The sequence below is a fragment of the Microcystis sp. M109S1 genome (assembly GCF_020247025.1).
Classification (GTDB): domain Bacteria; phylum Cyanobacteriota; class Cyanobacteriia; order Cyanobacteriales; family Microcystaceae; genus Microcystis.
The window spans coordinates 1-14,296 of sequence record NZ_JADBRW010000280.1; the positions used below are offsets into that span (position 1 = coordinate 1).

The window sequence follows — 14,296 nt, forward strand, 5'->3', positions numbered from 1 at the left end:
ACTTCATTGAGAAAGTCTAATTCTTCTTGCTTTTTCCAATCGGTTAGCATTGAAGAAGTTTGAGCATATCCTACTCTTTCTTGCTTTTCGTACCATGCTTGTGTTCTGAGATGGAGTGCCTTATTGTAAACTAATCTTACACAGCCCAAGGTGCGCCGCAATAGCGACTCTTGTTCGGGTGTGGGGTAAAATCGAAACGAGTAGGCTTTTTCCATGTCTCACATTTTAGCATATATTTCGTAAATGTGCTAGTATTTAACGGTAAAGCCGTCGTAGAACGACGGGGTTTCAGACCCAAATTTTCGATGAAGTACGCTCTGGTTCACGAGTGGTTAACCCCAAAAGCGACGGGGGGATCAGAATTAGTGGTTAGGGAGATTTTACAATGTCTAGAGGCGGATTTATACGCTTTAATCGATTTTGAGTCCACCAATCCCGATAGTTATCTCTATGGTCGCTCGATCGGGACAACTTTTCTGCAAAATTTCCCGAAAGCGAGAAATGGCGTACAAAAATACTTACCTTTTCTTCCCCTAGCGATCGAGCAGTTAAATTTAGAGGATTATGATGTAATTTTATCCTCCTCCCATTGTGTGGCTAAAGGGGTTTTAATTCGACCGGATCAGGTGCACATTTGTTATTGTCACACTCCGATGCGTTATGCTTGGGATTTAACTTTTGACTATCTAGCTAATAGTAAGTTAGGACGGGGATTACCCGGTATTTTCACCCGTTATCTCTTGCATGGGTTGCGTCAGTGGGATGTGATTTCTGCTAATCGTGTGGACTATTTTCTGGCTAATTCCCACCACACCGCTAGACGAATTTGGCGCTGTTATCGACGGGAGGCAAAAGTCATTTATCCTCCCGTACAAATCGAGCGTTTTCCCTACCAAGAGAAAAAAGAAGATTTTTATTTAGTAGTCTCTCGTTTGGTTAGTTATAAAAAAGTCCCTTTAATTGTGGAAGCGTTTAATCAATTGGGATTACCCCTAGTGGTTATTGGAGATGGTCCACAAATGTCTTTAATCCGACAGTTAGCGAGGAATAATATTCAGATTTTAGGTTCCGTGTCCGATCGAATAGTAGCAGAATATATGTCGAAAGCAAAAGCGTTTATTTATGCTGCTTGTGAGGATTTTGGTATTGCTTTAGTGGAAGCGCAAGCTTGTGGTACTCCCGTGATTGCATTTGCTGCCGGAGGTGCTTTAGAAACCGTGCGAGAGCTGCGGGAAAATTCTCCCCAGGGAACAGGATTACTTTTTGGGGAACAAAATCCCCAATCCTTGCTGGAAGCGGTTAAATATTTTGTTGATCACGGTGATAAAATTGATCCAGAAAATTGTCGGCAACAGGCTAATAGATTTACACCAGAGGTTTTTAGAAATGCTTACAGTTTGTTTATAGAGGAACATTCAATATCTAAAAATTATTGCTAAGTTTAATTAGAGCAGTTATCTTAATGGTGAGCTAGGAAGTTTTCGTTTTAGGGAGTCGGTCATCGGTTGTTGATAACAAATTAGGTTACACTTTATCTTGATGAGAAACTCTGTATTTCACCAATGGCGAGGATGTAGTCAATGCGCCCAAAATGTAATATTATGGATATTTCTCTGAGATCTAGCCAACGCTGATAGCTTACCGTGGTGCTTGTGATGACAGAAAAGGGAGGATTATAGCCGTGCCTTGGAATCGAGTTAATCAATGGGTAGAAAGACGCTCTTTAGTGGCCTTAGAATCAGCTTATCAGAGAGCGCTGAAAATTAAAGCGATCGAAGATAAACATTTTGGGGGACAAAAAATTTCCCCGGCTGCCGTGGGAGGAAAAAGTGTTTATGATTACTTTCAAAGTACCCTAGAACGAGAATTATTACAGATACGTCTCGATTTAACTCAAGTGCGTCTGGGTAATTTTCTTAACCCGCAAACTAACCCAGAAAATAATAACATCCTAGAGACTTTAAAGGCGATCGAGGATATTATTGGTAAATATCGCCTAGATTTAGAGGAATTGCTGCCCCCATTACCGAATAATCAAACTCCAAATCTGGCTAAAGCGAATCTCACTGGTGATACCCCTAGCGATAAAACTAACCAGACAATTTCTCCTGCAACCAGTAATAAATTTTTTAACTTCCGGCAAGAATTAACCCCAGAATACGAACAAACCGTTATTAAACAACTCCGTACCCTGCGACAACAACAACGTATTGCTATTCGTTTTATTCTGATTATTATTTTAGTTCCTCTCTCGGTGCAGGTTATTAGTAGAAACTTTATTTTTAGCCCTGTTTTAAACTATTTTGGTGTGGATAGAGCGAAAATATCAGAAGTTTATATTTCCCAGGAAATTGGCGAAAAATATCTCAGGGAATTTGCTAGACTTCAAGAAATTGAAGAAATCAAGCACGTTTTAGGAGTAGCAAAAGCAGGGCATGAATCAGAAGAAAATTTTCGGGAACAGGTGCAGGAATTATTCAAAGAAGCGGGTTATGAAAGTCAAGATGGTTGGAAAAACTTACTCTCCGATATTACCGGATTAATAGCCTTTATTGCAATCTTAATTTTTGGTCGTCAACAATTGGCAATTACGCGAGCCTATGTTAGTCGTTATTTTCTCAGCTTAAATGATATCACCAAAGCCTTTATCTTTATTCTCTTTACCGATATATTTGTCGGGTTTCACTCGGCGGAGGGGTGGACGGTAATCTTAGAAACTTTGTTCCGGCACTTTGGTTGGCGGGAAAATATTACATTTATTAGCTTGTTTGTGGCCACGGTTCCCGTTATCCTAGATACCATCTTTAAACTATTAATATTTAACTATCTGACTCGCAAATCTCCCACCGCAGCGACTATCCTAGAAAAGATGAACCAGTAACGCCCTATGATCCTTAGTATTGCCGATACCTTCATTAAAAGACCCGTTCTGACCACAGTTTGCTCGATTTTAATCGTTTTGCTCGGAGCGATCGCTATTCCCTTTTTACCCCTAGAAAAACTGCCCCAGTTGGCATTTATTCAGGTAGCGGTAAATGCCAACTATTTGGGAACCGATGCCAAAACCGTACAGGATAACGTTACCACGGTACTCGATCGGCAGATTAACGGGACAGAACAGATTGTTTATATGCAGTCCCAGAGTACCAACACCGGACAAAGTACGGTGAATGTCTTTTTCCCAGTGGAAATGGATCGTAACATTGCCCAAGTCTTGGTACAAAACCGTGTCAGTACCGCCGCTGCTAGTTTACCGGAAGAAGTGAACCGGCAGGGGGTGACAACCAATACCCAATCCCCCAGCGTTACCCTTGCCTACGGGATTTCCGCCAAACCGGACGAAAAGGGCAATTATCCCTACGATACGGTCTTTTTAAGTAACTTTGTCGATCGGGTCATCGATGCGGAGATTCGCCGGATCGAGGGAGTTGGTAGTACAACAATCATCGGAGAAAGGGAATACGCCCTGCGTTTTTGGCTTAATCCCGATGCTTTAGCCGCTAGGGGGCTATCGGCGGTCGAAGTAGTACAGGCAATCCGAGAACAGAATATTCAGGTGGGTGCAGGGACAATTGGCGGTGATCCCAGTCCCGAGGATCAGCAATTCCAGATCGCCATTCGCGCCGTTGGTAGGGTTGCCACCGGGGAGGAAGCGGAAAATATCGTCGTCAAAGTCGGGGAAAATGGCGATTTAATCCGAATTAAAGACGTAGGACGCGCAGAAATCGGAGCCGAAAGCTACAGTACCGCCGCCTATTTCGACAAATCCCCCGCCGTTGTCTATATCGTCTATCAGTTACCCGGTTCCAACGCTTGGAATACTGCCAAACTGGTAAAAGAAAAAATGGCGGAACTAGAACCAAGTTTCCCCCCGGGGTTAAATATCGCCATTACCCTCGATAATACCGCCTTTGTCGCCGCTTCCCTGGAAGAAGCCTTTAGCACTCTGGTTGAGGCGATTTTACTGGTTATTCTAGTCATTTTTATCTTCCTTCAGGATTGGCGCACCACGATCATTCCGGCGATCGCTATTCCCGTATCTTTGATCGGAACCATGGCCGTCGCCCTGGCTTTAGGCTATTCTCTCAATAACCTCTCCTTGTTTGCCGTCATTCTGGCCACCGGTTTAGTGGTGGACGACGGCATCGTGATCGTAGAAGCGGTATCGGAAAAATTACGGCAGGGAATGCGGCCATTTCAAGCTGCCCTTGATGCCATGGGCGAGTTAACCTCGGCGGTTATTGCTAGTTCTCTTGTACTACTAGCGGTGTTTATTCCCGTCACCTTCTTCCCCGGTACGGTGGGGATCGTTTATCGACAATTTGCCGTCATCATCTCCGCTTCAATTATCATCTCCACCTTTAACGCCCTCAGTTTTTCCCCCACCATGTCGGCGATTATCATGAAAGCGCCCCAACGCACCCGCGGACCCTTGGGACTGTTTTTCCAGGGCTTTAATCGGGGTTTCAACGCAGTTAAAGAGGGCTATCGAAGCTCGATCGAATTTCTGATCCGCATCCGGTTTCTGGTGTTACCCTTCTTTATTGCCGCCCTCTTTCTCACAGCTTGGAGTTATAGCACCACTCCCCAGGGTTTTATCCCCGAAGAAGACCAAGGTTATGCCTTTATCCTCGTGCAAGCACCCCCCGGGGTTTCCCTGCGCTACACCGACCGGGTTATCCGTCAGATTAACGAAGAAATTCTCGACGGTATCGAAGAAATCGATCACTTTGTCGGGATGGCGGGCTTTAGTTTTGCCGGAACTGGCAGCAACCAAGGACTATTTTTTGTCAAGTTAAAAGAATGGTCGGAACGGCCTGGCGAAGATAAGTCGGTTTTCGGGATTCTTAGGAAAATTAACCAACAATTAGCCACTAAAGTCCCAGATGCTCGCGCTTTCGCCGTTAATGCGCCCCCCGTGGATGGATTAAGTTCTACCGGCGGTTTCGAGTTATTTATCCAAAACCGCGCTTCTTTCCCCATGGACGCTTTGATTGCCAACGCTAATAAAGTCATGGCCGAGGCCCGAACAAGACCGGAATTATCGGGAATTTTCACCCAATTTACCACCGACACGCCGATGCTGGAACTTTCCATCAATCGCAACCAGCTACAGGCGCAAAACGTCGATATGCAGGCCGTTTTCGCTACCCTGCAAACCTATCTCGGTTCCAACTTCGTCAACCAATTCGTCTTGGGCGATCGCTTGTATCGAGTCTTTGCCCAAGCAGAAGCGGATTACCGTTCTAATCCTGAAGATATTAACCGTCTTTACGTCCGTTCCCGTACCGGGGCCAATATTCCCCTATCGGGTTTAGTTAGCGTCAAACGCTTCACCTATCCACCGATTATCACTAACTTTAACCTCTATCCCTCGATTAACGTTCAGGGTAATCCCGCCCCCGGTTTTAGTACGGGACAGGCGATCGCAGTGATGGAAGATGTTTGTCGGAAAGTCCTGCAGCCCGGTTTCGGTTACGCTTGGACGGGTACAGCTTTCCAAGAAAAAACTTCCGCCGGGGCTGCTCCAGTTATCTTCGGATTAGCCTTTATCGTGGTTTTCCTCGTCCTTGCAGCCCAGTACGAAAGCTACATTGACCCGATTATCATCATGATTACCGTTCCCCTAGCGATCCTAGGTGCCATGGGGGCCTTACTGTTGCGGGCGAATTTCCTACAAGTGGGTAGTCTGTTCCCGGCGGTGAATAATAATATCTATGCTCAGGTGGCTTTGGTCATGTTGATCGGTTTAGCGGCAAAAAATGCGATTTTAATCGTGGAATTCGCTAACCAGTCCCGTACTTTGGGTTTAAGTATTCCCGATGCGGCAGCCCGGGCCTCGACGGAACGCTTAAGACCGATTCTGATGACGGCTATTTCTGGTTTAGTCGGTTTCTTGCCCTTGGTTATCGCTTCCGGCGCTGGAGCGATGAGTCGTTGGTCTCTGGGAACTGCAATTTTAGGCGGTTATCTGATTTCGACGGTGTTGAGTTTATTTCTCGTCCCGGTGTTGTATGTGCTGATCAAACAGTTCGAGGCCCGATTCCTCTCCTCGAAACCCCCGAAAAGTGGCGGTTCTGGCAATGGTAAAACTCCCTCTCTCGGTGGGGAAAGGAATACATCAGAAACCTCCATAGAAGAAGGGGTCATTTCCTCTTTGAAAATCTCTCCTCAGTCAACGAATGACTAGGGTGTTAGGAGCTTTTTTCAGTGATCAGTGATCAGTAAACAGTAAACAGTAAACAGTGAAAAGACAGTAGGAAACTGCTATTTAATACTGCACACTTAAAAACTCAAATCTGATAACTGATAACTGATAACTGATAACTGATAACTGATAACTGATAACTGATAACTGATAACTGATAACTGATAACTGATAACTGATAACTGAAAACTGATAACTGATAACTGATAACTGATAACTGATAACTGAAAATAATGAGTCTAGAATCTACTGCTAACGAAGCGATCGCTCATAATTTAGAGCAATTCCTGCTAGTTTTGACCATTTCCTTGAGTGTCGCCACTTTATCGAGAACCGTTGCCTTCCTCCGCAAAATTCCCTACACCCTGCTGTTAGTTATTGTCGGTATGGGTTTAGCTTTTTTAGATTTGCGTCTAGTTAATCTTTCCCCGGAATTAATTCTGGAAATTTTTCTGCCTCCCCTCCTTTTTGAAGCCGCTTGGAATATTCCCTGGGCTAAATTAAAGGAATATTGGGTTACTATCGTCATTTTTGCCGTTATCGGGGTGATTATCTCCGTTTTGGGAGTCGCCTATCCCCTACATATTTTTGCCAATTTACCCCTATCGATCGCTTTTCTGTTGGGTGCTGCCCTAGCTGCCACCGATCCCGTCTCTGTGATTGCCCTATTTAAAGAATTGGGGGCCAGTAAAAAACTGACGATCCTGATGGAAGGGGAAAGTCTCTTTAATGATGGGGTCGCTGTGGTCGCTTTCGTCCTCTTGGTAGGGATTCCCTTGGGAGTCGATACCTTTTCCGTCCCCGTCACGATCGCTCGTTTCTGCACCTTTGTGGGGATTGGGATCGGTGTCGGTTGCGTGATCGGTTTCGGCATTTCCTACCTTACCCAACGCTTCGATCTGCCTTTTGTGGAACAGTCCCTGACTCTAGTTTCTGCTTACGGAACCTATCTTGTCACGGAAAAATTAGGCGGATCCGGTGTGATTGGGGTGGTAATTGTCGGGATTATTCTCGGTAATCTCGGTTCGCGCATTGGTATGAGTCCCCGTACGCGCTTGGTAGTTAGCGAATTTTGGGAATTTATCGCCTTTTTTGTCAATTCTATCATCTTTTTACTGATTGGCGATCAAACCCGTTTTGAGAGTCTCGGCAGTCATTTAACCGGGATTTTAATAGCGATCGCCGCTATGGTGGTTTCCCGTCTGTTCTCAATTTTTGGACTAGGGGGAATTAGTAACCTAATTACGGGCAATCAGATCAGTTTTAAGGAAAGAACGGTGTTATGGTGGGGAGGATTGCGCGGTTCGGTTTCGATCGCCCTAGCGTTAAGTGTTCCTACTACTATCCCCTACCGTCAAGAAATTATTGACGTGGTTTTTGGGGTGGTTTTATTTACTTTATTGGTGCAAGGATTATCTATACAATGGCTGTTAAATTTCCTCGATCTTATTGGTGATCAACCGATTCGCACCGAATATTCGGCCTTAATTGCTCGTCAAATTGCTTTAACTAGGGTTGCCAATTATCTGCAACAACCAGAACGTTTTCCCGATATCGATCCCGAATTTTATCGCTACAAAAAAACTCTGGTGGAAGGACAATTAAAGTCCTTAGGCGATCAGTTGCAAAAATTACTACAGGAACACCCACAATTAAAAGATGTGGTAGCCGAACAATTTCAAGATACTTTACTCGATATCGAAGCTAATACCTACGCAGAATTAATTAGAGCCGGTCGTTTAAATGAAAATCTCGTTCCCCTTTTAGTCGAGGTAGAAGCAGAAAAAGAGATGGTTTAATCATCAAGTCATGGAAAATCAAAGAATTTTTGCTAAAAATTGCTGAGTTCGATCGGATTGGGGATGATTAAAAAATTCTGCTGGGGGGGCAATTTCCAAAATTAAACCCTGATCCATAAATACCACTCGATCGGCCACTTCTCGCGCAAATCCTACCTCGTGGGTGACACAAACCATGGTCATCCCCGATTTAGCTAAACTTTGCATCGTTTCCAAGACTTCTCGCACCATTTCTGGGTCTAAAGCTGAGGTCGGTTCATCGAATAACATCACCTTCGGCTGCATGGCCAAAGCGCGCACGATTGCCACCCGCTGCTGTTGTCCCCCCGATAACTGAGGGGGATATTTAAGCGCTTGTTCAAGAATACCGACTTTTTCGAGGAGTTTTGTCGCTATTTCCTCCGCTTGCGCTTTTTTCCAACCGCGCACCCATATCGGCCCAAGGGTGACATTATCTAATACCGTCAGATGGGGAAAGAGGTTAAATTGTTGAAAAACCATCCCGACTTCCTGACGGATTGCCTCGATATTTTTCAGGTTGTGGGACACAGTTATTCCGTCAATAATAATGCGGCCTTTTTGATAGGATTCCAACCCGTTAAAAGTGCGAATAAAGGTGGATTTTCCTGAACCTGACGGCCCCATAATCACCACAACTTCCTGTTTATTAACGGTGAGATTGACTCCCCGCAAAGCATGAAAGCGGTTATCGTACCATTTTTCCACAGCTTCGGCAATTATAATCGGTTCACTGTTGTGAGAGTCCATATTTTTGAGAGTTTATTGATTATCTGTATCGGGAAACCACTGTTTCTCAAGAATTTGTGTCAGAGAGTAGGGACAAATTATCGGTAAATTTTTTAATCCTGTCTTTTTTTCGGCAATTAAGCGAGCGTTTTCATAGATATTCCCTAACTCTAGTTCTAGAAATTTAGTTAAATTGGTGGTGAGCTTATCTTCTAATTGTACTCGAAAAGTGATAATCTCTGCCGCCCAATGATTACTATTTCTTGCTCTTTCTGTTGTCCAAAATTGATAGAGTAACAGATGGATTATTATTGGTAAACTTAAACTTTTAACAGCAGTTTTTTCGCTTCGTCCCAAAGCTGCCAACTCCTCGATTAAATGTTCGTAATCTACCCGATCAAACTGACGATTTTTTAATAACTCGATCGTCTCGCTTAACCAGCGATCATATTCTTTTTCATAAAGCTGTTCTAAAGCAAGCATTGTCTTTGATCAAATGGAGAAATTCTTGAAAATAACCTTTTACTAAGTATGATAGCATAAAAAGACTGTATGGCGGTTGATTAGTGTAAATATTTTTGAATTAATTATGATGACAGTAAAAAATGCTTGACCCTTATCTAAAAAAAGGTTAAATTGTGGGTAGGCTGAGAAGATAACCCACACATCCTAGATAATGAGGCTATCATGGAAATCGATAAACTCAAAGCAATTGCTCAAAAAGTTGAAACCTCTCGTTCTCAAATCCAAAACGAACAGGCAACCAAAACAGCTTTTATTATGCCTTTTTTGCAAGCATGGGGTTACGATGTATTCAATCCGATGGAAGTTCACCCCGAATATAGTGCAGATTTACCCGGATTGAAAGGGGAAAAAGTGGATTATGCTATTTGTTTGGATAATAAACCGATTATTTTGATGGAATGTAAAAGCTGTCATCAAAATCTTGAGCATCCTAAACATAGTTCCCAACTGCATCGATATTTTCATGTAACTGAAGCTCACTTTGGAGTTTTAACTAACGGGATTATCTATCGGTTTTATACGGATACCGTCAAGGGTTTTTAATGATCTCATTTTTAGTAATCGCTAATTATGCTGGCAAAATTTTATCTAGGGATAGGAAGTTACGGTTAATTAAGTGTTCAGGCAAAGGAGACAGGATATCCGAACATTATAATAAAAGTTTTCTCTCAAGTTAAGGTCAAAAAATTCTAGCTGGGAGTTATTGAAGTGTAATTAAGCTTGACACAGTCAAATTAAAGTGTTACCATATTGGGCATGATTTGTGCAGATGTTAAAAATTTTGTTTTTCGGTAGTCTATGAATTTAACAAATTTACCAATGTCTCTTGATGAGGTGCCTTTACCTAGTCCTTTGCCGCCAGTTATTTTAACAGTTTTTACTCGTCCCGATCTACTCAAGGAAGTTTTAAAGGGTTTAACCCAACAGACTCTATCTGAGTCGCCTAGAATTTGTGAAGCTATTTATGGCTCACTCCCCCTTTAGTTTGAAAAGATCTCGCCGTCGCCTAGGTTTATAGTTTAGTAGATACTTAATAGAAAATATGAATAGCTCTAGAAAATTTCTGATTTGTAAAGGTTCCTCTGGCATGGGAAACCGAATTCTGGCCGCCTGTGGTGCAATAATCTATAGTGAAATTAGTAATCGCCAGTTAGTTATTGATTGGCGGGATAATACTTATTGTCATGACAATATCAATTCCTTCCCTCTATTTTTTAACTGTCCAAAGACCGCTTCAGTAGAATCTATACCTGATAGCAAGTCTGTCTATCCTGAGATATGGATTGATAAGTTAAATCAATCTTTTGGTGGACTAAGAAAAGATTTAAGTATTTCGGATCAATCTATGTCGGTTGAATTATCTAGAACAAATTATGAGAGTGAGATTCTGGTTTTCTGTGCCTATACTCATAAAATCAACCAGATGAGACAACTTTTTCATGGCAAGTTCGATTACTTGGCAAAAATGGATGATCGTACTATTATCAAACAGGTATTAAACTCTCATCTAAGCCTGAAACCCGAAATTGTTCAGTCTATCGAAGATTTCAGATCATCTTACTTTGGAGTGAATACCCTAGGCGTTCATGTCAGATACACAGACATGAAGATTCCTTTAGATAAGCTAATTACTAATACTAAAAAAATCAACAAAAACAATAAATTTAACAGCATTTTCTTGGCTACAGATTCTCAAGAAGTTGTTGAAAAATTTCAACAGGAATTCCCAAATATTATCACCACCACAAAATGGTTTACACCCTCAGGAGAAAGAATGCACCAGAACTGGGATCAATGTCACGATCGCGTTCAAAATGAGAAGCATTAATGGATATGTATTTGTTAGCTAGTTGTAATGATTTGATTTTTTCTTCTCAGTCCTCCTTTGGTTTAGTGGCATCAATCCTAAGTAAAGCGAGTAAACAACATCTCCATGATGTGAATTCTTCTTCATTCATTGAAAAAGTAAAAGCGAAAATTAGAGGTATTGCCAAATAGTTTGTACGAGCAATTAACCCGAACCAACCTTAATGATGTCTATGCTATGGCAAACTTGGGGAGTTACCAACTAATGCTTAATTCTCTCAATCGCATTTTCTCGCCTTTAGTATCTAGCGTTTTGCTTACCATGATTATCTCCAGTTGTCAAGGCACAAATGTATTAACTTCGGCGAATAATTCCCAGACAAATCAATGGCAAAAAGTGACCGTAATCGAGGGTTTAGAGCATCCTTGGTCGATGGTTTGGCTACCTAACGGGGAAATCCTGATCACAGAGCGCCCCGGTCGTTTAAGAGTGGTTAGAGAGGGTAAATTAAACCCAAAAGCCATCGCTGGAGTTCCCGAAGTTTTTGCCGTCGGACAAGGAGGACTGCTCGATGTGGCAATTCATCCCCAATTTGCCCAAAATCGCTGGATTTATCTAACTTATGCCCACGGAGACCAGGAGGCTAATCGTACCCGCGTCGCTCGTGCGGTTTATGATGGTACAAGTTTGCGAGATGTGCAGATTATTTTTGAAGTTTCCCAGGCAAAAACCGGCTCTCAACACTTCGGTTCGCGGTTATTATGGCTACCGGATGGCACTTTATTGGTAGCGATTGGGGACGGGGGTAATCCTCCCCTACAATTAGCGGGAGATTTAATTAGAAAACAGTCCCAAAATATGCAAAGTCATTTAGGTAAAATTATCCGCATCAATGACGATGGTTCTCTACCTAAAGATAATCCTTTTGCGGGTTCTAAAATTTGGAGTTATGGTCATCGGAATATTCAAGGAATCAGCTTTGATCCAATGACTAAAAGAGTCTGGGCAACAGAACACGGAGCAAAAGGAGGGGATGAATTAAATTTAATTGAAAAAGGTAAAAATTACGGTTGGCCAGTGGTTTCTGCCAGTCAAGAGTACGGCACTAATACCCCAGTTTCCAGCAAAAAATCTCGCCCCGGGCTGATCGATCCGAAAACAATTTGGACACCTGCGATCGCTCCTTCGGGATTGGTCTTTTATACCGGTAATCGCTTTCCTAATTGGCAGGGAAATTTATTCGCCGGTGGTTTAGTTTCCAGGGATATTCGCCGTCTGTCAGTGGATAAATCCGGTGAAATTATCAATCAAGAAGCGATTCCCATCGGTCAGAGGGTCCGGGATGTGCGTCAAAGTCCCGACGGATTTTTATACCTGCTCACCGATGAAGGTAACGGTCAATTAATTCGCCTTGAACCGCCATCTAATTTGTAAAAGTTCACAGAAATTATTATGGAAACCTTGAAGATTTTTTAGCGAATTCTAGTATAGTTATGTTTGTACGGGAGCAAGCACTCGATTTATGAAGAAAATTTTACAGTTAGTGGGACTAGGTTGCATATTACCCATGTTCCTCGCTAGTGCAAGTTTAGCGGAAACAGTGGTGGAAAAAGTGGCTCGCACGGGGTTTTTGACCGTAGGAACCCGTTTTGATGCGATTCCCTACTCCTACATCGATGATAAAGGGGAATTAGTCGGCTATTCTATGGATGTGTTAGAACGAATTAGAAAACGATTGGAAACTCGTCTCGGTCGTCCCGTCACCCTGCAAATGATTGAAGCTAACCAACCCGGAGAGAAAATTAATCTCATTCGTAGCGGGGAAATCGATATCGCTTGTAGTACGGCTTTTACTTGGGAAAGGGCGAAAGTTGTCGATTTTTCCATCAGTTACAGCATTTCTGGGATTAGGATTTTAGCCAAAAAAGGCAGCAATCTCTCCACTCCTCAATCCCTAATCGGTAAACGCATCGCCTTGGTTCCCACTTCTGTGGCCGTGGATGTGATTAAATTAGTACAACCGCAAGCGACAATTGTTGCTACCTACAGCACCGTAGAAGAAGCGATCGAAGCTTTAAAAACCGGTAAAATCGACGCAATAGCAGGGGATAGCATCTCTTTAGCGGGAACAATCCTCAGAGATAACCCTAAAATCTACGAAATCGTCCCCGAAGAAGCTCTAGCTAATTTTGGCATCGCTTGCATGGTTCCCGAAAATAACTCTACTTTTTTGGATGATGTCAACTATGCCATTGTTAAAATGATGCAGGATTACATCACCAATGATACGGCTACCGTTAGTCAAATCGATCGCTGGTTCGGTAGTCAAGGCATGGTTCCCATCCCCCCAGAATTATTAAAGGGGTTTTTTGCCTTCAAAGTTATCGAACACGCCCAAATTAATCCCCAAGAAGCCAAATAGGAGCATAAATTCAGGTGAATATTCGCAATAAAACCGGTTTAGTCGGCTTTCTTCTCGCTTTATCTGCCTTCGGTCTGACTAGCACCGCTCAGGCCGCCTCAGACGAGGCTAATCCCATTGAAGCGCGTTTAAGTCGTCTATCTAGCGCTGTACGCGAACGGGTTAACCAACTGCCGGAAGGTACTGCCGATCCTAGTTTACAAGCTTTAGGCTGGGGAGATGGTGGCAATCGCGGTTGGGGGAATAGTCGTGCCGGTGGTTGGGTAGATGGTCGCGGTGGTAGTTTCGTTAATGCGCGGCCCTGGCGTAATGGTTGGTCTGACGGTGGCGGTTTCTTTAATTCCCGACCGCGCTGGGGTAATGGTGGCGGTTTCTTAAATCGTTGGTAAGTAAGGTTGGGTGAGGGGATAACTTTATCCTCGTCCCAACGGTGATTATTTTGAGGCAGAAAGACTCCATCAAGACGAAAGGAAAGTTGTTTGACTTCCACTGAGTCAAAGCGGTAGTTATTCGCTTCGTTGATAGGGAGTTGAATTAATTCAAAGAAGATAGAGGGGAAAGATTGCAAGAGTTGATAAAAAATCGTGTCAGTTTTCATGCTCTTATTTTACAATGCGATCGCATTTTTTATCTCCCGTTTTGTATAGCTCTAACCTGTTCAACCTCTAATTCTAAGGCGGATGCGACTTGCTCAACACTTAACCCTAAGGCTAACAAACGAGGGACCGCCTCTAGTGCTTTGTTTAGTCTGCCTTGTTCAATGGCGTGCTCGATGGCTTGCTCAATGC

Annotated in this window: 12 protein-coding genes and 2 pseudogenes; 10 read left to right on the top strand and 4 right to left on the bottom strand. The window is 43.1% G+C overall.

Features of this window, described 5'->3' with window-relative positions:
- On the bottom strand, nt 1-215 hold a 215-nt coding region (locus IM322_RS13905), incomplete at its 3' end, for a helix-turn-helix domain-containing protein (protein WP_287713239.1).
- A gap of 90 nt (nt 216-305) precedes the next feature.
- Here IM322_RS13905 and IM322_RS13910 point away from each other — a divergent pair.
- From IM322_RS13910 to IM322_RS13925, 4 genes are all read left to right on the top strand, one after another.
- Nucleotides 306-1,439 carry a glycosyltransferase gene (locus tag IM322_RS13910; RefSeq protein WP_287673564.1) on the top strand — a complete coding sequence of 378 codons (1,134 nt, stop codon included), beginning with the start codon at nt 306-308 and terminating at the stop codon, nt 1,437-1,439.
- A 242-nt stretch (nt 1,440-1,681) separates the two neighbouring features.
- Entirely contained in the window at nt 1,682-2,881 is a 1,200-nt protein-coding gene (locus IM322_RS13915) for a proton extrusion protein PcxA (protein WP_287673562.1), read from the top strand.
- 6 nt (nt 2,882-2,887) lie between these two features.
- A complete protein-coding gene (locus IM322_RS13920) occupies nt 2,888-6,190 on the top strand; it encodes an efflux RND transporter permease subunit (protein ID WP_287673560.1) in 3,303 nt (1,100 codons plus the stop codon).
- 251 nt (nt 6,191-6,441) lie between these two features.
- Nucleotides 6,442-8,007, top strand: coding sequence for a cation:proton antiporter (locus IM322_RS13925; RefSeq protein WP_287673559.1), 1,566 nt, complete (start codon nt 6,442-6,444; stop codon nt 8,005-8,007).
- A gap of 18 nt (nt 8,008-8,025) precedes the next feature.
- On the opposite strand, the gene IM322_RS13930 is transcribed toward IM322_RS13925, so the two are convergent.
- A complete protein-coding gene (locus tag IM322_RS13930; RefSeq protein ID WP_287673557.1) occupies nt 8,026-8,775 on the bottom strand; it encodes an amino acid ABC transporter ATP-binding protein in 750 nt (249 codons plus the stop codon).
- A gap of 12 nt (nt 8,776-8,787) precedes the next feature.
- Nucleotides 8,788-9,237: a DUF29 domain-containing protein gene (locus IM322_RS13935; protein WP_287673556.1), complete on the bottom strand. Its 450-nt coding sequence runs from the start codon at nt 9,235-9,237 to the stop codon at nt 8,788-8,790.
- A gap of 204 nt (nt 9,238-9,441) precedes the next feature.
- On the opposite strand from IM322_RS13935, the pseudogene IM322_RS13940 reads away from it, so the two are divergent.
- The 6 genes and pseudogenes from IM322_RS13940 to grrA all read left to right on the top strand — a co-directional run.
- Nucleotides 9,442-9,813 (top strand): annotated as a pseudogene (locus tag IM322_RS13940) (type I restriction endonuclease); the annotation flags it as partial.
- Nucleotides 9,814-10,077: 264 nt separating this feature from the next.
- Entirely contained in the window at nt 10,078-10,263 is a 186-nt protein-coding gene (locus tag IM322_RS13945; RefSeq protein WP_287673554.1) for a hypothetical protein, read from the top strand.
- 58 nt (nt 10,264-10,321) lie between these two features.
- Entirely contained in the window at nt 10,322-11,107 is a 786-nt protein-coding gene (locus tag IM322_RS13950) for an O-fucosyltransferase family protein (protein ID WP_287673553.1), read from the top strand.
- A 243-nt stretch (nt 11,108-11,350) separates the two neighbouring features.
- Nucleotides 11,351-12,520, top strand: coding sequence for a PQQ-dependent sugar dehydrogenase (locus IM322_RS13955; RefSeq protein ID WP_287673552.1), 1,170 nt, complete (start codon nt 11,351-11,353; stop codon nt 12,518-12,520).
- An 88-nt stretch (nt 12,521-12,608) separates the two neighbouring features.
- Complete coding sequence (grrP, locus tag IM322_RS13960) at nt 12,609-13,508, top strand: extracellular substrate binding-like orphan protein GrrP (protein WP_287673550.1); 900 nt, start codon at nt 12,609-12,611, stop codon at nt 13,506-13,508.
- A gap of 14 nt (nt 13,509-13,522) precedes the next feature.
- Nucleotides 13,523-13,897, top strand: a complete 375-nt coding sequence (gene grrA / locus IM322_RS13965; RefSeq protein WP_286827276.1) for a GrrA/OscA1 family cyclophane-containing rSAM-modified RiPP — start codon at nt 13,523-13,525, stop codon at nt 13,895-13,897.
- 41 nt (nt 13,898-13,938) lie between these two features.
- Here the strand turns inward: grrA and IM322_RS13970 are convergent.
- Nucleotides 13,939-14,106: pseudogene (locus IM322_RS13970) on the bottom strand (DUF2887 domain-containing protein); the annotation flags it as partial.
- Nucleotides 14,107-14,296: the final 190 nt, after the last annotated feature.